The sequence below is a fragment of the Paenibacillus planticolens genome (assembly GCF_013141725.1).
In the GTDB taxonomy this organism is placed as follows: domain Bacteria; phylum Bacillota; class Bacilli; order Paenibacillales; family NBRC-103111; genus Paenibacillus_E; species Paenibacillus_E planticolens.
Map to the genome: position 1 here is coordinate 293356 of NZ_WHNZ01000039.1, position 22772 is coordinate 316127.

Sequence of the window (22772 nt, forward strand, 5' to 3'; positions counted from 1 at the left end):
CGAAGCTCTAGAAACAGATATACGCCTCTGAATGATCAAAAACATAGGAGCGGTCGGATAGAAAATCCGGTTCTCTTATGCCTGCAGATACATGTCCAAGCTTAACGGACAAATCTAACAGAGCCGATTCCATCATGTGTGTTCGAACCGCTCCCCATGCTTCCTTTTTCAAATAGACATAGTGCAAGCCATCCTCCAGGGAAAGACCTTTGAGCTTCTGAAATACAGCGGCCCATTGAACGAAATCCCCTTTCAGATTGCCGCATGGAATGGCGTAATCTCCTAAACCGCACGTTCCGAGACTGGTTGAGAGAGTAATCATTCCGCAATGACAGCCGCGGTTATGCCCGGGCAGCAGCTTATCAGATAACTCATCATCAAAGCGATAACATTCAATTCGGGTAATCTTGCATTCGGGAACCATCACTAGATTCACACTCCTCTTTTTTGGACAACAAAAAGAAGCCTAAGAACAGAGAATCTCTGCTCCCGGCTTCGGACTTGGCAGCGCCCTTGCGGGGACTCTGCGTTTAGGAACATGCTCTGAAGTTGATGTTCTGAATATTACGCTCCTGCTGTCCTGAGTGTAAAACGCGATGTGGTCTCTTATTTGGCCTATTTTCGTATTTTTCGTTCGGTGGACGCGCTTTCAATTTGGAGAGACATTAGTTTCCGCTATTCATGCTTCGGTTTTCTCCCGTTTTCGCCGTTTTTTATCATATTTTTATGGGTTTCCCCGCTTTTCTTTATGCCATTTTTACAGGGCATCCTTTACACTTGAGGAGGGGATGGCACGTTTGCAAAAAAAGCCTTGAAAGGAAGCTCGCACTCTGATATAACATGCAAAAAGTACAGGAGATCCTCGAAATTCTGCAAATTAGAAATCTGTCGAATTTGCTGTACTTTTTGCTGGACGCGTCAATCCTGCTCCTACTTTTTCAAATGATAAGGCACCGTCGTCACAATCAGATCCTTCCGGTACAGCAGAAACGCACGGATCAGCAAGCTGGACTGATTATGCAGAGCATGCTGCCAGCTTTTCTTCGGAATAAACTGCGGAATCACGACCGTTACCCGGAAGTTTGACTCCTTCGCTTTATGTTCCACGGTGTCAATGAACTTCGTCAACGGCTGAATGATGCTCCGATAGTGAGAATGCAGTGTCACCAACCGCACATCCGGCTGCCAATCCGCCCATTTCTCTTGAAACTGCTTTTCGGTGTCGCGGTCAAAAGCCACATAAACCGCAATAATCTGGTCCGGCGACAACGATTTGGCATAGTTCAAAGAATTCTCGACCACATGCGTAATCCCCGCGACAGGCACGATCATCACATTTCCTTCGATCGGGACGGCAGGCTCACATGTCGTGATTCGCAGCTGCTCGCCTACGGCCTCATAGTGCCTTTTGATTCTGTGGAACGTATAGACAATCAGGGGGAGGAAAATAAACACAGGCCAAACCTGCCCCAACTTCGTTATAAAAAAGATCAGCATGACGGTAAAGCTAATCAACGCGCCAATCAGATTGATTGTTAGTTTAACAAGCCAACCTTTTGGCTTCTCGCGTACCCACTTGACGAGCATCCCAGTTTGCGCGAGCGTAAAAGGGATGAACACGCCAACGGCATAGAGCGGAATAAGATGCTCCGTCCTGCCTTTGAAGGCGATGATCAGAATGATGGACATAATCGACAGGAAAATGATCCCGTTGGAATACCCCAAACGGTCCCCGCGAATCGTGAACATTCGGGCGATATATTTGTCCCGGGCCAAATTAACTGCCAGCAGCGGAAATGCCGAATACCCTGTGTTCGCGGCCAGAACAAGAATCATAGCCGTCGTACCTTGGATGAAATAATACATATAATTTCTCCCGAACGTTTGAGAGGCAATCTGGGAGACGACCGTTTCCTGCGCTTTAGGCGCGATGCCGTAGGCATAAGCCAAATACACGATGCCCGAGAACAAAATCGCTAGCAGCAATCCCATAGCCGCTAAGGTTTTGGAGGCATTGTTCGGTCCGGGATCTTTAAAGTTAGGGATCGCATTCGAGATCGCTTCAACCCCCGTTAAGGCAGAGCTCCCGGATGCGAAAGCTTTTAATAACAAGAACAGGGTAATGCCGGCGACCGGCGTCCCCAGAGAAGGATGCATATCCGGCGAGACAGCTCCCGTCATCCCTTTATACAAGCCAGCGCCAATTAATATGAACAAGGCCAAAATAAACAAATACACGGGATAAGCCAAAATCGAGGCGGACTCTGTGATCCCTCTGAGATTTAAGATCGTGATGGCGACAACGAGCAAGGTGGCGATATCCACATTGTACGGATGAAGCTGTGGGAAAGCAGAAGTAATGGCATCGGTCCCCGCCGAAATGCTGACCGCAACGGTTAGAATATAATCCACCAGCAAGGAGCCCCCTGCAAGCAAGCCTGCGTTTACGCCCAGATTTTCCTTCGAAACGACATAGGCTCCTCCCCCATGAGGATAAGCAAAAATAATTTGCCGATAGGACAAAATAAGGGCTAATAAAAGCACCAGCACACCTACACCGATCGGTATCGAGTACCATAGTGCCACCGTGCTTATCGTGACGAGAACAATTAGAATCTGCTCAGGTCCATAGGCGACCGAAGACAGCGCGTCAGAGGACAGGATCGCTAGAGCTTTCGTTTTATTCAGTTTTTGCTCCCCTAATTCTGCCGATTTAAGCGGCTGACCGATCAGGAACCTTTTCAAGGCAGATAATAACATCATACCACCACCAATTTTTTAAGTTCTCCCTTAAATTACCCTGTAGCATCGAATAAGAACCAAGGATCCTAATGCCAAGTTTCTACAAAAGGAGAGCCGCTTCTAGCTCCGATAAAACGAACAAAAAGAGGGCTGCCTGGAAGCAACCCTCTTCTTGTCTATTTTTCCTCAAGCCTTGCTGGCCATATCTGCTACTTGATCCAACCACGCCTTGCGTGTCGCCTCGTCGGAGCCCGGAACGGACTCGAAAAAGATGTGATACAGCACCTCGAATCCGCAGTACTCGAAAATTCCTTTGTCAGAAGTCAGCCGGAGCGCCTGCTGCATGCCACTCGCCTCATACTCGGCCAAAGATTTGCCTTGCGTGTTCAGGATGACGACTTTTTTGCCTTTAAGCAGGCCCATCTGCACCCCGTTCACATACTTATAGGCAAAACCGTAGGAGAAGACGCGCTCAATGTAGCCTTTCATGATAGCTGGCATTCCCGTCCACCAAATGGGATAAATAAAGGTAATGACATCCGCCCATTTCAAATACGCCTGCTCTTCCAAGACATCTTCACCGATCCCGCCGATGATTTCGCTGCTTTTGAGCGCTGGCTCGAACCCGATTTCGTATAAATCGCGAACCCTAACGTCATGCCCCTTTTGCTGAAGACCCTCTATAGCTGTTTGTAAAATAGCGTGATTAAAACTCACTTTAGACGGATGTGCGTAAACAATAAGATGATTCATGGGGAATGCTCCTCTCGAATTCGAATATAATTTATTATTGATTGACCAATTACTAATATTGAAAAAATTTTTTACGGCTATCTCTTTACCATCAAATCCGGCATATCCAGCGCCAACGAAACGTTGCACAGCATACCTCTGGCCAAAAAATCAGACGTCCGCGCCTCTGCCTCTTGAATCCCAGCCTCCTCAAAAGCTTGCAGCACGAACTGCTTTACATCGCTCACTCCCTGCTTCATCGCCGCACGGATAGGTGCTTCCTGGATCGTCTGCGCCTGCATTTGCAGCAATATCTCATGTCGGTAGGAATGCATAATCCCTTCGTAGGCCTGGGTGAAGCCATCCTCCAGAAGCTCTGGCGATGCAGTTTCCTTAACATGCTGAAAAGCCTGAAGGATACGCTGCCAGGAGAGTTCAAGAGCGGCTACGAGCAGCGACTCCTTCGTAAAGAAACGATATACATAGGGCTGTGAGATAGCGGCACGTTCCGCGACCTGTGCAGTGGTTGCACGATAATAACCGAATTCGGCAAACACTTCGACTGCAGCAGAAATAATATCATTGCGTCTATCGGACGACGTTACGCCTTTAACCAATTGCCGCTGCCTCCTCTCCGTAGAAAAGCTCAGTTAGTGATTGATCAATCACTAACTGAGCTTAGTATAAAACACTTGGATGGAAATTGCAATGCTTCTCTTGCAGCAACTTCCCCTGCAATCCCCGTGCCATGGTTCTCCTAATCGAGCACGGACAACGTTGTGTCCACGATGCCTTGCAGTTTCTCCCTGTCGTCCGTGGTTTTCACCAATACTCGCAGCCCTAGCAAGGCATTGTTCAAAAACTGCGAAAGCTTGACGGCGTCGTGTTGACCGGCAATTTCCCCAGTCTTTTGGGCTAACTGAACAAGCTCCAGCAGATGCGCCTCCGTTTTGGTAAAGCTCAGATTTACCTTCGCCGCGGCTTCCTCATCATGGATAGCCAACTCCACAGCGGTGTTGACCATTAAACAGCCTTTGGAGGGTTCCTTTTTTCGAATCGCCCGTTCAAACATATATCTAATCGCTTGTTTGGGAGAAGTATGTTCATCTGCATGACGGTGTATCGTAGTATCTATGAATTCGTCATACCGGTCGATAACCTTCATAAACAGCTCATGTTTGCCCCCGAAGGTATCATAGATGCTTCTTCGGTGGACGCCCATTTCCGTGACTAAATCCTGCATGGATGTTTTTTCATAGCCTTTCTCCCAGAATACGTCCATCGCTTTACCCAGCACGGTGTTGACTTCAAACTCTCTGTTTCTAGCCATACGCTACCCCCTTCATACAGAGATTAGTATAGCATTTCGGTCCTCTTGCAACTAGAACAGGGTGGTCAACCGATCCGAAGTGTACCGGACCAGCTCGTTGTCCCGGCCGTCGCGAATTTTGACAGCCCAAGCCGGATCTGCCAAGATGGCGCGGCCGATTGCGGCAAGGTCAAACTCGTCCCGAGCAAGCCGCTCCACCAATTCGTCGACCATTTCGTGTTCGTCTTTGGGATGGGATGGCTCGGATTCAAGCCCTACGGAACCGACGGTGATCGTGGGTTTGCCTGTCAGCTTCTTGGTCCAGCCTGCAAGGTTCAGCTCCGATCCCGGGAACTCCGGCTCCCAGAAGCGGCGGGTGGAGCAATCGAAGATATCCACGCCCGCTTCCACCAGCGGTGCCAGAAACTGAGCCAGCTCCTCAGGCGTTTTGGCCAGCTTAGCGTCATAGGAACCCACTTTCCACTGCGAGAATCGCAGAATAATGGGGAAGTCCGGTCCGACCGCTTGGCGGCAAGCTTCGATGATCTCCACGGCAAAACGGGTCCGCGCAACCAAGTCGCCTCCGTAGCGGTCTGTCCGTCGATTCGTTTTTTCCCAAAAAAACTGATCGATCAAATAGCCGTGCGCGCCATGCAGTTCCACGCCGTCGAAGCCAAGCCGCTTTGCGTTCGCAGCGCCTTCCGCAAAAGCTTTGATGATGTCGGCAATCTCCGCTTCCGTCATGGGCTCGCCGGCTTTTTCTCCCATTAGATCAATGCCTGAAGGGGAGATCGACGGCGCATCCAAATTCGGCTCAGAGCGAGTCCTCCTGGTGATCCCTACGTGCCAAAGCTGGGGAACAATTTTCCCTCCGGCCTTATGCACTTCTTTTACAACATGAGCCCAGCCGTTCAACGCGGCTTCCCCATGGAAATTGGGAATGTTGGGGTCGCCTGTCGCAGCAGGATGGTCGATGACGGTGCCTTCCGTCACGATCAGGCCGACGCCATTCTCCGCCCGTCTGCGATAATAGGCGGCAACATCCGCTCCCGGTACGCCATTCGGAGAAAAGCTTCTGGTCATAGGAGCCATTACAATACGATTGGATAAGATCAGCTGATTTAACGTAATGGGTTGAAACAGCGGTTGAACGGATTGCTTGTGACTAATACTCATGGGAATCCCTCCATATATCTTGCTTTATCACGATCGTTATTGTTACTTTCTCCTTCGTTTTGCCGAATTATTTGTTAAACTGCGGATATGGCAACTGCGGCCTTATTCTTGCGAATTCTCAGCGCTATAATCGCTGCAAGCAAGCAAACGAAGCCCGCGGCTACAAACGGCACCGTATAGCTGCCAAGCAGTTCACGCAGGAAGCCTGCGCCGTAAGCGGCCGTAGAAGCACCAGCTTGGTGAGCCACTAGAATCCAACCGAAAATCATACCGGCTTTCTCTCTGCCGAACGTATCGGATGTCAGCTTCGCTGTCGGCGGAACGGTTGCGATCCAGTCCAAGCCGTAAAAAACCGCGAAGATCGTAAGCTGCGTATACCCGGCACCCAGTGCGTAAGGAAGGAAGATCAGCGATAAACCGCGCAATCCGTAGTACCAGAACAGCAGCCATCTGCTATCGAAGCGATCCGACAGCCATCCTGAAAATGTCGTCCCTACAAGATCGAATATGCCCATCAGAGCGAGTAATCCTGCGGCAGTAATGATGGGGATGTTGCTATCCCCGCAGGCTGCAATCAAATGCGTACCGATCAAACCGTTCGTTGAGAAGCCGCAAAAGAAGAAGGTGCCTGCCAGCAGCCAGAACGTCCCGCTCCGCATCACCGAGAGCAGCGTTCGAATCGGGGTAAGCAGCAAATTTCCTTGGAAAGGCGCCGGTTTAACGATCTCCGTTGTGCCCAGAGGTGCCGCCCCCACATCATACGGGTGATTTCTCATCCAGATCGCAATGACAGGCAGCAGCACCAGAAGCGCCGCCATAATCACATAAATGGCATTGCGCCATCCGTTCTCACTTGTAATCTTGGCTAACAAGGGGAGAAACAGCAGTTGTCCGGTCGCCGCACTGGCTGTCAGCAAGCCAATGACCAATCCTTTGTGCTTAACGAACCAACGATTCGCAACGGTTACGCCTAGGACATTCGCCATCGCCCCCGTGCCAATACCGCCTAGAATGCCCCACAGCAGCATAAGCTGCCATACTGCGGTAATAAACGGTGTAAACCCTAAAGACAGGAGCATTAGGAATATCGCGGAGACCATCGTTCGGCGAACACCGAATTTGGCCAGCATAGCAGCCGAGAAAGGTCCAATTAACCCGTACAGCAATATTCGAATCGAAATAACGCCTGAAATCGATGCGCGGGTCCAGCCGAATTCTTGTTCAAGAGATTGAATAAGAACGCTTGGAAACGAACTGATACCTGCGGCCACCAGCAGCGTCAGGAACACAATGCCGATGACGACCCACCCGTAATAAAATCTTGAAACCTGACTTTCTGTTGTCATCTCCTTCACCCCCTGCTATTGATTGAGAATGATCGTTCCCAAATATAAATTGTATGATACACGATGCCATTCAATCATGTCAATGAAAAGACATCCCGGCGCGCCTAAAACCCTGCATACTTTTACCAAATATGAACAAAATACACAAAAAGATTATACAGAACGGAGTCACCCACGATGCGATACTCGAATTGGTTTTTAGGAAAAAAGTACCGCACAGTTCAACGAGCAAATCCTCAAGCTCAAGCTCAAGCTCAACCTCAATCTTATAACGATTTCCTTGATCTTTCTTTGTCACAGAACTTATCGGTGCTTCGTACTATTTTTACGTTATCTCCCGATCTCGTTATACGGGAATTCACGATCTCATATACAGAGGAGCAAGCAGCGCTTGTCTACCTGCAAGGACTTGTCGATAAAAACTCAATCAACAATAATGTGATGCGGCCGCTTCAATTCGATTCCGAAATAACGGGCCCCGACGGCAGCTTCCGGTTATCGATCGGTCAAATTCACAAATTGAACGCATGGCCTCAGATCGAGAATGCGATCTTGCAAGGGCGCAGCGTACTTTTTGTGAACGGGCGTTTGGAGACGTATGCCTTGGATACGCAAGGATGGCCGCAGCGCGCAATCGAGGATCCTTCCATGGAAGCCTCCATAAAAGGCGCGCATCAAGGCTTTGTCGAGACGGGAACGCAAAATATCGCCTTAATCCGGCGCTATATTGCCAATAGGGAATTGAAAATAAAGGAGTTCACCATAGGACGAAGATCCAATTCCACCATCTCTGCTCTCTACCTGGCGGATGTCGCGCATCCCGAGGTTCTTCAGGAGTTAGAAGACCGGCTTGCCAGATTAGATGTCGATACCGTGATCAACACCGGTGAACTGGCGGAATATATCGAGGATAATCCCTACTCGCCTTTCCCCCAATTTATATTGACAGAAAGGCCCGATGCAGCCGCTTCACAAATATTGCAAGGAAGAATTGTCGTCGTCGTGGATCGCTCTCCTAGCGTCATTGTTGGTCCTGCTACCTTCACTTCCTTTTTCCAAGCCGTCGACGACTACAGCACACGCTGGTCGATTGCTACTTTTATACGCCTGTTAAGAATGTTCGCCTTTTTCATTGCTGTGTTTTTACCGGCATTCTATATTGCCGTTATTTCCTACCACTTTGAGATTATACCTGTGAAGCTGCTGCTCACCATTGGGGAGTTCAGAGGAAAGGTGCCGTTTCCTCCATTCGTGGAGGCTGTCATCATGGAGATTACACTGGAAATGATGCGCGAAGCAGGCATACGCTTGCCTGCTCCTGTCGGGCAAACGGTTGGAATTGTTGGCGGCATTGTCATCGGACAAGCGATTGTACAAGCGGGACTCATCAACAATATCATGGTGATTGTCGTCTCTTTTACCGCGATCGCCTCTTTCATCCTTCCCAATTATGACATGGTCGCAGCGATTCGCCTCATCCGCTTTGCCATGATGATTGCGGCTTCCATGTTCGGATTTGTCGGCATCGTTATCGGCATGATGACCATGATCGGACATCTCATTGCCCTCGAGTCGCTCGGGACGCCTTACAGCACTCCTATCGCGCCGATTCGCTTTGTTGATTGGAAGGATGCCTTCGTACGATTGCCGGTTTGGATCATGCGCAAGCGCCCTGTGTCCACCAGAGCCATTCAACCAACGAGACTGGGAAATAATCGTCCAAAAGGTGATGGGGAATGAGTGGATCTGCGAAAAATAAGATTACCAGCCTGCAATACATCCTGATTAATACAGGCATGCAAGTGAGCGTCTTTTTTCTTGCTCTACCACGCATCTTATTCGAGGAAGCAGGCACGGACGGATGGATCTCGCTCATCATCTGTTGGTTCATCACCGTGCTTGCAAGCTTGGCTATTATTAAGGTGATGAGCCGACAGCCAGAGGGTACTTTACTGGATCTGTTAACGAGTTATGGAGGGAAGTGGGCCGGGAGAGCAGCCGCAATCGCACTTTTTCTCTATCTCCTTTATTTTGCATACAGCTCCCTTATTCAAACGACGCTGATTACCAAAGAATGGCTCTTACCGCAAACGTCCGCCTATTTAATTATCCTGATGCTGCTGATTCCCACGTATGTAGTCGCCATTTCGGGTATAAGAGTCATAGGCAGATACGCAGAGATTACCGGGCTCCTTTCGTTATGGATTCCATTTGTTTATTTACTTCCGCTGAAAGAGGCTCACTGGCTTCATTTGCTTCCCATCGCGGGGGAAGGCTGGCGACCTATAAGCGCAGGCCTTCCGTTTGGGCTTTATTGCTTTCTGGGCTTTGCAACCACCTTTATTTTGTACCCCTACTTACAGAATAAGCGGCAAGCTTCAAAAGTCATAACCATTTCCAATACATTGACACTGCTCCTGCATCTGTTCGTGACGATGGTTTGCTACGTGTATTTCAGTCCTGACGAAATTGCTACCTACAATGAACCCGCGATCAATGTATTAAGGGTCATTGAATTCAAATTTGTAGAGAGGATTGAGGTCATCTTTATTGCGCTCTATCTGTTAATATTTTCCCTTGGCTGGATTCCTGCTCTGTACATGTGCGCATACTGCACCAATTGGCTGACAGGGATGCAGAGTGAGCGTAATCACTTCCGCGTCCTATTGCTAATTCTAGCCGTAGGCTCCTACTTTTACATACCGACTTTACATCAAAATGAAAACTTGGAGCGACTCTTCCTACGCGTCGGTATCGGCGTTGAATACGCCTTTCCCCTACTTCTGCTCATGTGTCTCTGGCTGCTTGACCGTCTCTCCCGGAGGAAGAACGCATGAACAAACGCTGGCTTGGTCTCCTGTTAATTGCCGTCATGATCAGCTCTTCAGGATGCAATGATCGATTGGATCTCGAAGATGCCGCGTTCCCGCTTCTCGCCGGTTTTGATCTCGATGAGAAGAACAACCTGCGCACCTATGTTGCGCTCCCTGTATTCAGCAATAGTGCCCGGAAGAAAACCTATAAGCTTGCCGTCACCGCTCAATCGCTCGGACAGACAAGACAAGAATCGGACGCCCATTGGCCTACCGTTTTTCAAGGCAGGAAGCTGCTTGTCATGCTTGTCAGTAAACGTCTTGTGGAGCATGATGACTGGTTTAGGATACTGGACGTTTTTTCCCGCGATGCGAAGAACCCCTTAACCAGCAGACTGATCCTGTACGATGGGCCACTGTCCGAACTCGTTTTTCTGAATCAAAAGGATGAACCGTTCCTTCCTCTGCTGCTTCGGGGCATGGTGGATACGAAGAGCGGGAGATCGGAAACCGTAAAAACAACCTTTCAAGATATGCACCGGCTGCGATTTGAAAAAGGGAAAACACCCTCTATCGCTGAAGTTCGCTTGGATCACGAAATTAGACTAAGCGGCTCTGCCCTACTGGATCATGGGGGCAAATATGTCGATTCCCTGGATGCGCAAGAGACCATCCTGATGAAAATTTTGCAAAATGAGGCCAAAAGTGCGGTTAGCTTGACGCTTGCCATACCAGGCCATCCCAAACGAGGCCCGCTTAATGCCGACAGATTAAGTTTCAACACCGATAAGGTCAAGACGACAATTAAAACTTACTTCCATGATGATAACTTTCAATTCGATTTTGCTGTCCGTCTCTCCGTCGGCTTAACAGAACGATTGTTTCCATATGATGTGAAAAATAAATCTGCGGAACTGGAGAAGGCGATTGCCTTGGAGCTACAAAAGCAGCTTGTGCGCCTCATTAGCAAAATTCAATCCCATCGCATTGATCCGATCGGACTAGGCATTCAAGCGCAGGCCTTCGCCTATAAGCCTTACAAAAAAGTTGAAGATCAGTGGGGGGAAGTGCTATCGCAGGCAGCCATTAACGTAACTGTCAAAGTGAGTATAGACAATATGGGGGCTGTAAAGTGACAATCATGAACGAAGAAAAAGGGGGATGGTCTATGAACAAGCTACTGCAGTATGTCCTGCTTTTAGCCTTATTGGCCATTCTGCCAGGCTGCAGTGACCGGTTGGATATGGAAAATGCCTCGATTCCCTTGACGCTCGGTTTGGATCTAGGGCAAGACAACGAGCCGATCATGTACTCGACGTTCCCGGTGTTCAACAAAAATGTAAAGAAGAAAACACAGGAAACGGAGGTGCGGGCACCTTCCTTTCGTCAGTCAAGATCCAAACAGGATGCCCATTCGGCAGGTGTTTTCTCAGGCAAGAACTATCAAGTCTTCCTCGTCGGTAAACGGATGCTTATGCAGGAGGACTGGTTTCAGATGTTGGATGTCTTATTCCGTGATCCCAAAAACACAGTTTCAAACCGAGTCCTCGTGTATGACGGCCCACTGGAGGAGCTCATCTACTTGAATCCCAAGGATCAACCCCTTCTTCCCATCCTGCTGCGCGGAATGGTGGATACAAAGAGCTCCAAAGCCGAAACGGTGAAAACGAGCGTACAGGAATTGCACCGGCAAATATACGAGAAAGGAATAACCCCTGCCATCTCTGAGGTTAGTCTGGACGCCAGCAAAAATATTAAATTGAACGGAACGGCGCTTTTGAATCATAAAGGGAAATATGTCGCTTCCTTAGATGTTGCGGAAACGGTTCTCCTCCGGATTTTGCAAAATAAGGTGGAGAAATCCGCCAGTATAACCGTTACCATTCCCGGAGAGACCCAAAAAGGCCCGTTCCATACCGACAAAATCAGCTTTTCTACCGATCAGACGAAAACGGAAACGAAAGCGCGAACCTCCTCAAATAAAGGAAAGTTTCGTTTCGATATTTACATAAGAATGAAAATCAGCCTATACGAAATGCTTTTTCCCCACGATGTAGAGAAAAATGCTCCAGAGCTTGAGCAAAAAATCAGCGAACAAATGTTAAAGCAATTCGACAGCCTGATCAAGAAAATACAGCAAAACGCTATTGATCCGATCGGACTTGGCCTGCATGCCAGAGCCTTCGAATATGAGGAATATAAAAGAGCGAAAAACGATTGGGGCAAAGCCCTTTCCGATGCGGACATTCGAGTTAAGCTCAAAGTAACAGTTGATGCAATGGGACCCGTCAAGTAAGGCTGCCGGAAGATCTGGAAGGAGGATAGGAATTGAAGAAATATGCTTATAATGAGATCACTCTTATGCAATTCATCTGTATCCTTTCCGGTGCTCAAGTGAGCGTAGGCTTGCTGGCCCTTCCTCAGCTCCTGGCACAGCGCGCCGGAACGGACGGCTGGATCGGCATTCTCATCGTTTGGATGATCAATTTGGCGGCAAATTTAATCGTTGTTCAGGTGATGAAGAAATATCCGGATGGTACCATTCTGGATCTTTTAGCCCACTACTTTGGCCCTTGGGCCGGGAGGATCGGAGCTGTGATTCTCGCCTTTTACTTCTTTCTATATGGCTACGTCGGAATTACGAGGACGATTCTCTATGTGAAACAGTGGCTCCTTCCACAAACCTCTGCCTTTAAGATTATGTCTTTGCTGCTGATTCCCACTTACACGATTGCCCGTAATGGCATTCGCATCATAGGGCGGTACGCTGAGCTTGTTTTTTTTATTTCCATGTGGATACCGTTCGCTTATTTGCTAACGCTTAAAGACGCTCAGTGGCTCTACCTGCTGCCTGTGCTCAAAGAAGGTTGGCTGCCTGTGTTCCATGCAGCGGGAGCAGCCCTCCTTTCTTTTAGCGGGACAGGAATCCTATTGATCTTATATCCATTTCTGCTGCATAAGCAGCAAGCGACGGCCGGTGTCTTGATCTCTAATACCATGTCGATGCTCGTGTTCCTCCTGATCACACTGATCTGTTTCGTCTATTTCACTCCAAACGAAATTAAGGAATATAACGAACCCGTCGTTAGCGTACTGAAAAACATTGAATTTAAATTCATCGAACGGATCGAAGTTGTTTTTATCTCCTTTTATATCTTCATGTTCTCATTGTCCTGGATTTCCACCTTCCATACATTCGCATTTTGCACAAGTTGGCTGCTGAACAAGGAGGATCATCGCAATGCTTTGCGTGTGCTCTGTCTTCTTCTCGCCCTTGTCACCTTTCTGCTCATGCCTACTTTTAATCAGAATGGCATCATGGAAAGATGGCTGGCGAGATTTTCTATCGGGATTGAATATATAGCCCCTGTAAGCTTGCTGATGTATCTCTGGCTACGCAAGAAAAAGATAAAGCGGTCCTAATTGCGAAGCCGCTTAGGAGAAATTGTTTACGTTTGCCGTCAAATCCTCCGTAATTTTACCAAGCGTATTCACTTCCTGTTGAATCTTGGCAGTTGTTGCAACCTGATCATTGGCTCTAGTGAGAACGTCTGATGTACCGGCCGCGAATCCTTGCGCTATCTCCAGCATCGTCTCATTCGTAGCGCTAATCTCCTCGGCATTCGCCGAAATGTGCTCCGCCACTTCGGACAAATCGATGAGCTGCGCCGATATTCGCTCAATCTCAGCCGTAATCCGGCCGAATACAACGGAGACCTTATCGGTTTGAGCCACGCAGTGATCAATGCCCTCTGTATTCTGGGCCGCTATGCTGGATGTCGTGTCGATATCGCCGCTGATCAGAGAGATGATCGTTTCAATTTCATGGGCCGAACGTTTCGTCTGGTCCGCCAGCGTTTTAATCTCAGCGGCTACGACGGCAAAGCCTCTTCCGCTCTCACCCGCTCTGGCCGCTTCAATCGAAGCATTTAAAGATAAAAGATTCGTCTGACTGGAAATCGTTGCGATGGTTTTGATAATCAAATCGATCTGCTTGTATCTATTCCGCAAAGTATCCAGCGCCGCAAGGAAGTCGACGTTTCCGGCTTCAACCGTCCCGATATGCGCTTTCAGATCCGTAATTTGTTGATTGCCCTTAGCCGCATTGTTTACGACGCTGTTTGAAGAATCGGAAACAGAACCTGCATTCTCGGCAATTTTATTAATTCCTACGGCGATTTCACTGACGGCTTTCACCGTTTCGCTTAGACTTGTGATGGTATCTTTGCTCTTCTGATTCAGGGAATTTGTACTTGAAGCAATCAAATCGGATGCATTCGCATTGGCGGTTGCCGAGTCCGAAATGACAGATGAAGATCCGGAAAGCGCCAAAACAATTTCTTTGGTATTCCGGATTAAGTCGCGAATCGAAGCTATGGCTCTATCCACATCAGCGGCCAGTTTTCCGATATCGCTCGAGGATGACGTAGCAATCGGCTGGCCATTCAAATCTCCTTTCGCCACTCTCACCATGTTGCTCCGAATGCGGCTAATTAATTTGACATCTTTACGGCTCACCCATATCGGGAACATCGCGCAAATCACCGAAACGATCAGTAAGGTTGAAACATTGCGAACAACCATTGCGCGTGTGCCGTCATAGAACTCTTCGGTGTAAGCGCCAATGCAGATGCTCCAGTCCCAAGGCTCAAACCGGGTCACATAAGCCATTTTCTCCCGAGGCTGGCTCTCGCCGCTGTTCATCCAATTGTATACGTAAAATCTCTCCTCCGCTTTTTCATTTTTGCTCACCTTGACCAAGTCCTGCATGATATACTTTCCGTCCATCACGACATCGCTTAAGTTCACACCTTCTTTTCCCAAAGGATGCATGACCGAATTTTGTTGGCTGTCCAGTGCAAAGACATAACCGCTCTCCTTGAAGAGAAAATGCGAACTCTTGTAGTCCCGAATGGGCACCCCCTCGTCCGACAGCTTAACGATTTTGCCTGCCAGCGTGTCCTTTGCCATCTCCTGTGCTTTCTGAAGAGGCAGTCCAAACTCTTTAACGGCTCTATCCAAATTATCCAGAATAGCTGCCGCCGTTTCTGCTAGATTCATCAGCTCTTCTTTGTTGCTTTCCACTTGATGCTTCGCAAACAAATAAGTTTGATAACCTGTAATCGAGGCGCTTAACATCATACTTATCACCAACGACAAAATCAGTCTGAAGCTTAAGGTGTTGAACCTGTCCAAATTCATCCCGTATCCCCCCATTTTATCAACTGTTCCTCTGAATCTAGTCGCCTTTTGCTTTTTCAACGATCATGGCTTGATCCCCCGTAATCGACACAGCTTCAATTGGCATCTGCGAAATTCGCACACGTTGATTCGGCAAGAAAACTGCATTATCTGTCAAATACACTTCCGAGCAGGCCTCTAAGTTGAACAGCGGTTTTCTTGCAGGCGAGATGCCGACGACCTCATTTGCTTGGAAGACCAATCCTTGCACTCCTTGGGCCTCAACCACCGTTGTTCCGTCTAAATAGAAAAAATTATGTTCAATCGTTATGTTATGAACGACGGGATCCGTCGAAATCCGGATGACAGGGTCGCCACACTTGATAAAATAGTTATGAGCAATCGTCGCCTCACTGGCCGCGCCCGCTTCAAAGGGTCGATCACCGTCCTCCTCGATCAGAATGCCGCTCATTGACATTCGGTGGAACGCATTGTGCTGAATCACAGCCTTGCCCCCGGCACAAATGCGGATACCTCGCTCAGGAACGCTGGCAAAGCGATTTCCTATGATCTCCACTTGCGGATTCCATCGCATACCGCGCATACTCACGCCTCCGCCATGCGAGCCTAGAAAGTTGTTATGATAAACAATCAGTTTCCCTTTACAATTTACCATCCGGATAAAATCGGAAAAGGACGCCGCCGTTCGCCCGGTTTCTTGCCTTGGCGCAAAAGTTAGATTTTGCAAGGTAATCTGTTCGGAGTAATGGGCTGCCATGCCTGTTCCAGGCATATAGCCGAAATGAACCTGATCGAACACGATATTCTCACTCTGAACGATCAACGTCCCTGCCTGATCACAGATGCCATCCCGCATCTGATAAATATGCCCTATATGGGCCTCAGGCCGCGCACTGTAATGGAGTCTGACCTTGAACGGCTCAAGCTCTTCGGCACGGGTGGCCTCCGATACGGGATTGTTGGTGCGCCATGTTCGGCTCGTGTGCGGATCCGTTACTTGTGAGGAACCTGAGGCGGATCTCCATCCCTCGCCAACCCAGACCAATTGCCCTTGTTCGATGGCGTACCAGGAATCCGGATGGATGGTAAAATCAATAGCACCCTTATGGACCCCATCTACGCACATTTCCGAGACCGTAGGCCGCTCAAAATCGATAACTGCTTGCCTGATCTCGATGTTCCGGCTGTCGTCAATCACAAAGGGGGTCATCTTCCCATGGAAAACCAGCAATGCCCCGTTGCCTTCAATCGTAATATTGGACATTCCCTTCAAATGAATGCCGATATGTATCATGTGATCTTGATCTTCCAATTCAGAAGTTGATCTGGATATGCTGTACACTTCCTTGCTTGCATGGGTATCATAAAAATCGTACCGGCCGCTCTCAAATTGGATGATAACCCTGTCATCGATTCCCCCTGCCATGTTTAGTATGGTTCTCAATGCCTCGCAGGCGTCTTCGCCTGTATCTGGTTTCACCCCGTAATCTCTCATCCGAAATATGGTCGCACCGTTCTCCTCCATCGCCACCCCCCTTTCGTATCCGGCCCGTCTATTTGAATCCGGGAATTTTAGCTGTTTTCGCATTCTTCACATACATGTCGCTATACTGCTGTACGAACTGGTCCGCCGTCATTCGGCCTGCTATCAATTCCGTATACGCAGCCACCATCTCTTCATAAGGCAACGGCACGACATAGACGTCATCGCCATGCCTTGCTATGTTCCCTGCGTTTATAATAGCTTGAACGTCTTGTAAAGCCGGAGATAATTGAGCCGAGACATCAACATCTTTAAATGCGCTGATGCCAGGCGACTTCACCAAATATGACTTTACCTGTTCCTTCTCGGACAAATACCGCAGCAAGTCTTTCGCAGCCTCAGCATGTGGGCTGTTCTTGGCAATATACATATGAGCGGCTCCGCTTAAAGCCATTTTTGCCGTGCCTTCTTTGTTCGGAAGGGGGAAGAAACCGATGGATGCTTCCCCCTTCTGATTGAGAAATCCCGAATCGAAGAAGGACCCTTGGATAACCATAGCGGCTTTGCCGTCTGCCAAAGCTTGCTTCTGCTGATCATACGTTGACATTAGATTCCGATTCAGATACCCCCGTTTCACCCATTCCTCAACCTGTTGATATTGGTAAACAAATGAAGGAATGTCCGTCCATTGAAGTTGGTTTCTGTTTAGTTGCTCCCACACCGACGAATCGGAGCCGCCAACTAGACCGATTACGGCATTTCTGTGCTGCAGCATCGTCCATCCGTCTTTGGCAGCAAAATACAAAGGAGTGAACCCTCTTGCTTGAATGGCGGCAAGATTTTGATTGAAGCTATCCATCGTCTTAGGGACGGAAAGCCCCAAATCGTTGAAAATCCGCTTATTATAGAACACCCCCCATGCAGCTAAAGGCATCGGCCCCGGAAAAGCATACATCTTGCCATCCGTATACTTCAGCATTTGGAGCGCGGCATCATTCAATCTGGATTCGAAGGCTTCGCCGCTAACTTCCAATAACTGGTTGGGCACATCGTACTTTTCATATTGCCCCATGAAAATGTCAACATGATCACCATCCGCTAGTTCAGCTTTCACCAGATTGTCATACTGGTCATCCTGAATAGCTTGAATATCCACTTTATTGCCTGTTTTCTTTTCCCAATTCGCCACCAAACCTAGAATACCACCGTAATTTGAATGGCTTGTCGTAATCATATAACGGATGGTGACGCCCTCGTTCCCCCTCGTTTCCCGGTCAGGTCCGCTCTGAGCCTTACCGCTTTCTTCACCGGTTATCTCGGTATTCGCACTTCCCTCGCATGCGTTCAGCCCGATGGCAAACATACACGCTGTTGCTGCTGTTAACATCCGTTTCATCATCAAATTCGTAATAGGCCTCCTCGATGTATGGGAAGAAAAGGTTAATATGATTAAATATTAAACGTTATTACAAGTATAGGTGGTGCTTATTCCCATATAAATACACAAATTTGACTTGATGCTTTATATAATTTTTACTAACCTTTTAATCGTTTTCAAATACGGATATACTATCACTAATCCTGACTAAGCCGGAGCTGCTCTGCGATGATAAACAAATTCGGATTTCAAGGCAAAATTTTTCTTGTTTTCATCATCATTTTTGTAGGCATGGTCACCTTTTTCTCTACTTATTTATACGTGTATATGAAACGAACGCTAATCCACACAGATCAAATTAATCTTGCCCCGGTTACGCAACAAATATCAGATCAAATCGATACGCTATACAAAGAGCTTGGCAATGCGGCTATCAGCTACACGAACGATCTAGAAAACCTGGAATTGATGATTGATCTGTATCATGAATCCGGGAACAGTTCTGCGGCTCCGCTCGTTTATAAAACAAAGTTGGCCATAAATTTGAACACGATTTATAACGCAGTCAGCCATCTATATAAAGTCATCATTTTTATTCCGGAAAAAAATATTTTCTTCACCTACATTCGGGATGAACATCTAGTGGAAAGCATTCCTGCGAGATACGCCTACCCAAGCAACGGTTCGACGAATCGGCGATTAACGAATATGCCGCCTCATTTGGACGACTGGTCATCCCTCCCCCAAAGGGTCATTTCCGTCGTGAGCAAATTCAGCACACCCTACAATAAAGATTTCGGGATGATTGAAATTCAAATTCCTTATCAATCGTTGGAAAGAGTGGGTTCAATTAAGAGTAAGAACGCCGGAAAAGAAGTCCTTATTTTCGACGATAACGGCTCTCTGCTCTTTCCTTATCTTTCCGAAGACGATTGGGAGAGAGAAACCCGAACACTCCGGTTGATACAAGCAATCAAAGCACACGGAATGAACTATGGCGAAATTTCCGTCGATAACCGGTCGTTTCTCTATAGCTCTTTCAGATCCGACTATACGGGGTGGACAACCGTGATGACCGACGATGAAAGAATGCTCCAAAAGAATGTACGCGATTACAAAAATATTATCGTGCTGTCAAGTTCGCTCATTTTATTCACTGTACTCATCGTTTACTATATTCTTATCCAGAGGTTGACACGGCCGCTTAAACTACTCACACAAAAAGTAAGAACGGTAAGCCTGGACAACCTTTCAATGAAAGTGACAAGCACGGAGCCTAACGAATTCAAGCTGCTTCATCAATCTTTCAATGACATGCTCGATAAAATCCGAGAATCGATCAATAACGAGTATGAGTCGCGCATTCGGGAAACGGAGGCGCATTCCTCTGCGCTGCAAGCGCAAATTAACCCGCATTTCATCTACAATACGCTCAGCGTCATCACCGCTCATTGCGAGGATAGCGGTGCGGATGTTGCGGCGGATATGTGCTACCGGCTGGCGGGGATGATGCGGTATACCGCTTCCTCTTCGTGCAAAGATGTGCTCCTTTCCGAAGAAATCGGACATTCGATCGATTTTCTGGAACTGATGAAGCTGCATTATGATGACAGCTTGGAATATGAAATTCACTTGCCCGAACCGCTGAATGCCATGCGGGTTCCCAAACTTACGCTTCAGCCCTTGGTGGAGAATTGCATCAATCACGGCTTCGAACACGTGCTCCCGCCTTGGCGAATTCGAATTTATGGTACAATGTTAAGTCCTGACCATTGGGAAATCACGATTGAAGATAACGGTTCCGGCATAGAGCCGGTTCAATTGGCTGAACTTTCTAGGCAGTTAACCTCTTATCGTGATAATTATGAACATGGCAAACTATTAACGAACTTAAAGATCGGCGGATTAGGCATTTTAAATACGTATGCAAGACTCATCATCTATTTCGGAACCCATTTTTATTTCCATATTACGAATCTGGAAGAACGCGGCTGTAAGATTCAACTGGGTGTCAGGAGACCACTGGAGGAGGAGGCATCATGATTAATGTGGTAGTGGTGGAAGATAAACATCCGATATTGCGCAGTATTGTTAGAAAAATAGAAAATTACAGTCCCGATCTCAACATCGCCGGCCAATTCACGGACGGTCGGTCCGCACTGCAGGCCATTAAACAGCTCAAGCCGCACCTTGTGTTTACCGATATTCGGATGCCAGGCATAGATGGGCTGAAGCTTATTGCTGAAGTGAAGGCGCTTGCGCCTGAAACGACATTCATTATCATTAGCGGGCATGAGGAATTCGACTATGCAAGGCAAGCGATACAGCTTGGCGTAGTGGAGTATTTACTGAAGCCCGTTACAGAGCAGTCCATCCGTGACATCTTGGACAAAACCGTGCCGAGTATTCTCATGAATAAACAAGCTGCCGAATATCGAATAATCTCCCATGCGATCAAACGCTGGAGCTCTCCTTCGCAGGTGGAATACGAAGATTTAAGCTACGAGAGCTTTTTCGTTATGCTGATCTGCGCAGGATCATTATCGAAGCTATTTATTGATGTCGCCAATCCGCTGCATGATATCTGGCTTCGTACCGATCTTAAAGCACTATTAAGTGCTCGATTCCCGAGCCTTCAACCTTACTGGATTATGGACGGCGAGTCCATGAACGAAGCCGTTATCGTCTTCAGCTCTACCCGCGAACAAGCCATCGATTTGCAAGCAATTGCGAATTATCTTATGGAAAAACTATCCCATTCCAATATTCCTGCTACGGTTGCCATCAGCAACAGAGTGATTACGCTTTCCAAATTGAAGTTGGAGTACCAAATCACAAGAACCGCTTTGCGCAAGTATTTGCTGTTTGGTCAATCGAGTATCGTTTTCGCAGAAGATGTCAAATGGCATTCACCTCACGAGCCTCTACGAAAGCAAATCTATGATGAGCAGAAGCTCGTTTCCTTATTTAAAGGCAGGAAAAAAAAGCTCTTTTTCATGGAAATCGAATCGATGCTGCAAAGCTGGGAAATGAGCGGTATGACGCAGAATGCCATAGAAGATTGCCTGTATCAAATTTTGTATGCATGCAGCAAATCCATCGTGGGCAAGCCCCCTACGGACAGCGATCTAAAGCTGGAACTTGATGAAGTCATCTCGATTTCCAATGACTATCCATCCCTGCTAAGGAATACATCCTTTCTTTTTGAAAACGTCTTTCTCCAAATCGAACATACAGAGCCAAGTCCCAAAATTGTGAAAGACATCATGGAACAGGTCGATGCTTACTTTCAAAGGCATATGTCCGATGAAATCTCCGTCAATGACATTGCGGACCGGGTAAACTTGAACCTCTCGTACTTGAGCAGAGAATTCAAAAAATATAAAGGCATCACTCCGATCGAGTACCTGACTCAACTCAGAATCGACAAAGCCAAGCAATTGCTTGCCGATGAGTCGAACCTGAAATTCAAAGATATTGCCCCTTTAGTTGGTTTCAGCAACCAGTATTACTTTAGCAGAGTGTTTAAATTCATTACAGGCATAACGCCAACGGAATATAAAAATTCCCGCTTCAAAATAACGGCATCAGAATATAACAAAAGCACCATCGAGTGATGGTGCCTTGGGTATGAAAAGTGGTTTTGCCGGATATGGTTGGTGCATGTGGATTAGACCGCTATGTCAGCGATGATCTCTTCCTCCAAAGATAACCGGATTTGATCCCAAAATACTTGCATCTGATACTGATTAATCAAATACTGCGCGATCGCTTCAAGCAAATTCCCTTGTGTGAGGATTTGACTTCGACCTTCGGCGAATATTTCGGCCGAGAAGCCCAGATCCTCATCCCACATCAGCTCAACATCAACATCATTTGGCTTGAGACGCTTGCGTTCCGCCATGTGCAGACAAACCGCATTCACGATTTCTTGTTCCGCTAACCGCATGCTGATTACCTCTCCTGATTCTGATTCAACTTCCTTCTTTCTTTGAAGTAAGCTACAATCCGCATAATAACAACCACTAAGACAACAACCGCTAGAACGTTCACTAATAATCCAAGTATATTACCAAGTGCTCCCAAGCCCCCGAATAAGCCTCCGAACAACATGCCAGCCAAGCCCCCGATTAACAAGCCTTTCATTAAACCTCCGCTGAAAAATCCGGGCTTTGTAGCGGGTGTTGTGGCGCCGGGCGTTTTGGTTGTCGAACTGCTAGGTTCATTTTTGGAAACGTTATTGGTTGGCGCCTTTTGTTGCTCTGTCGGCGTGTAGCTCTTGCGTGGCGCTTTATAAGAAGATTTCGCTTCTACCAACGTTGGTACGGTAAAGGAGAACACCAGCATACTTGCCATAATCAGCATTACTAATTTCTTGAACATCGTGTCATGACCCTCCTGAGATATGGTTAATATGAAAGTTTTATCACTTTCGTCTTATTCTATACGTCCTATATCAGATTTGGTTTCAAAAGTGCTGCATATAGACGTCATTAATCGACAAAAACGCCGTTTCCCTCATAACCCGTTCATGCTTGGCGCATAGAAAAACCCCGATGAAGTTACCCTTCAACTGATTTCTTTCGACATG

General features: G+C 47.6%; 19 protein-coding genes. 7 read left to right on the top strand and 12 right to left on the bottom strand.

What is annotated here, in order from left to right; genetic code table 11:
- Positions 1–7: 7 nt before the first annotated feature.
- The 7 genes from GC097_RS17405 to GC097_RS17435 all read right to left on the bottom strand — a co-directional run bounded on the left by GC097_RS17405 (position 8) and on the right by GC097_RS17435 (position 7305).
- Positions 8–427, bottom strand: coding sequence for a hypothetical protein (locus GC097_RS17405; RefSeq protein ID WP_171684561.1), 420 nt, complete (start codon positions 425–427; stop codon positions 8–10).
- A gap of 503 nt (positions 428–930) precedes the next feature.
- Complete coding sequence (gene kimA, locus GC097_RS17410) at positions 931–2760, bottom strand: potassium transporter KimA (protein ID WP_171684562.1); 1830 nt, start codon at positions 2758–2760, stop codon at positions 931–933.
- Positions 2761–2928: 168 nt separating this feature from the next.
- Positions 2929–3495 (bottom strand): NAD(P)H-dependent oxidoreductase, encoded by a 567-nt coding sequence (locus GC097_RS17415; protein ID WP_171684563.1) that lies wholly within the window; start codon positions 3493–3495, stop codon positions 2929–2931.
- A 77-nt stretch (positions 3496–3572) separates the two neighbouring features.
- Positions 3573–4091 (bottom strand): TetR/AcrR family transcriptional regulator, encoded by a 519-nt coding sequence (locus GC097_RS17420; RefSeq protein WP_171684564.1) that lies wholly within the window; start codon positions 4089–4091, stop codon positions 3573–3575.
- A gap of 140 nt (positions 4092–4231) precedes the next feature.
- Positions 4232–4804, bottom strand: coding sequence for a TetR/AcrR family transcriptional regulator (locus GC097_RS17425; protein ID WP_171684565.1), 573 nt, complete (start codon positions 4802–4804; stop codon positions 4232–4234).
- 51 nt (positions 4805–4855) lie between these two features.
- On the bottom strand, positions 4856–5959 hold the full coding sequence (locus GC097_RS17430) for an NADH:flavin oxidoreductase (RefSeq protein ID WP_171684566.1): 1104 nt from the start codon (positions 5957–5959) through the stop codon (positions 4856–4858).
- 74 nt (positions 5960–6033) lie between these two features.
- Positions 6034–7305, bottom strand: coding sequence for an MFS transporter (locus tag GC097_RS17435; RefSeq protein ID WP_171684567.1), 1272 nt, complete (start codon positions 7303–7305; stop codon positions 6034–6036).
- A gap of 177 nt (positions 7306–7482) precedes the next feature.
- On the opposite strand from GC097_RS17435, the gene GC097_RS17440 reads away from it, so the two are divergent.
- From GC097_RS17440 to GC097_RS17460, 5 genes are read left to right on the top strand one after another with little or no spacing between them, the layout of a single operon-like run.
- Complete coding sequence (locus GC097_RS17440) at positions 7483–9045, top strand: spore germination protein (protein ID WP_171684568.1); 1563 nt, start codon at positions 7483–7485, stop codon at positions 9043–9045.
- A complete protein-coding gene (locus tag GC097_RS17445) occupies positions 9042–10142 on the top strand; it encodes a GerAB/ArcD/ProY family transporter (RefSeq protein WP_171684569.1) in 1101 nt (366 codons plus the stop codon). The genes GC097_RS17440 and GC097_RS17445 overlap by 4 nt, the downstream gene beginning before the upstream one ends.
- On the top strand, positions 10139–11254 hold the full coding sequence (locus GC097_RS17450; protein ID WP_171684570.1) for a Ger(x)C family spore germination protein: 1116 nt from the start codon (positions 10139–10141) through the stop codon (positions 11252–11254). Before GC097_RS17445 ends, GC097_RS17450 begins: the two co-directional genes overlap by 4 nt.
- Before the next feature lie 32 nt (positions 11255–11286).
- Positions 11287–12414: a Ger(x)C family spore germination protein gene (locus GC097_RS17455; RefSeq protein WP_171684571.1), complete on the top strand. Its 1128-nt coding sequence runs from the start codon at positions 11287–11289 to the stop codon at positions 12412–12414.
- Between the two features lie 32 nt (positions 12415–12446).
- Entirely contained in the window at positions 12447–13541 is a 1095-nt protein-coding gene (locus GC097_RS17460; protein WP_171684572.1) for a GerAB/ArcD/ProY family transporter, read from the top strand.
- A 12-nt stretch (positions 13542–13553) separates the two neighbouring features.
- Here GC097_RS17460 and GC097_RS17465 read toward each other — a convergent pair whose 3' ends face one another.
- From GC097_RS17465 to GC097_RS17475, 3 genes are read right to left on the bottom strand one after another with little or no spacing between them, the layout of a single operon-like run.
- Positions 13554–15320, bottom strand: a complete 1767-nt coding sequence (locus GC097_RS17465) for a methyl-accepting chemotaxis protein (protein ID WP_171684573.1) — start codon at positions 15318–15320, stop codon at positions 13554–13556.
- A gap of 37 nt (positions 15321–15357) precedes the next feature.
- Positions 15358–16845 carry a right-handed parallel beta-helix repeat-containing protein gene (locus GC097_RS17470; RefSeq protein WP_171684574.1) on the bottom strand — a complete coding sequence of 496 codons (1488 nt, stop codon included), beginning with the start codon at positions 16843–16845 and terminating at the stop codon, positions 15358–15360.
- 28 nt (positions 16846–16873) lie between these two features.
- The gene (locus GC097_RS17475) at positions 16874–18202 is read right to left on the bottom strand and encodes an ABC transporter substrate-binding protein (RefSeq protein ID WP_246294311.1); all 1329 of its coding nucleotides are present in this window, start codon (positions 18200–18202) and stop codon (positions 16874–16876) included.
- A 207-nt stretch (positions 18203–18409) separates the two neighbouring features.
- On the opposite strand from GC097_RS17475, the gene GC097_RS17480 reads away from it, so the two are divergent.
- Together GC097_RS17480 and GC097_RS17485 are read left to right on the top strand one after the other, a co-directional pair.
- A complete protein-coding gene (locus tag GC097_RS17480; protein ID WP_171684576.1) occupies positions 18410–20224 on the top strand; it encodes a sensor histidine kinase in 1815 nt (604 codons plus the stop codon).
- Positions 20221–21798 carry a response regulator transcription factor gene (locus GC097_RS17485; protein ID WP_171684577.1) on the top strand — a complete coding sequence of 526 codons (1578 nt, stop codon included), beginning with the start codon at positions 20221–20223 and terminating at the stop codon, positions 21796–21798. The genes GC097_RS17480 and GC097_RS17485 overlap by 4 nt, the downstream gene beginning before the upstream one ends.
- Positions 21799–21851: 53 nt before the next feature.
- Here GC097_RS17485 and GC097_RS17490 read toward each other — a convergent pair whose 3' ends face one another.
- Both GC097_RS17490 and GC097_RS17495 read right to left on the bottom strand, forming a co-directional pair.
- Positions 21852–22130, bottom strand: a complete 279-nt coding sequence (locus GC097_RS17490; protein ID WP_171684578.1) for a DUF2653 family protein — start codon at positions 22128–22130, stop codon at positions 21852–21854.
- Between the two features lie 5 nt (positions 22131–22135).
- Positions 22136–22564, bottom strand: coding sequence for a hypothetical protein (locus tag GC097_RS17495; protein ID WP_171684579.1), 429 nt, complete (start codon positions 22562–22564; stop codon positions 22136–22138).
- Positions 22565–22772 lie beyond the last annotated feature (208 nt).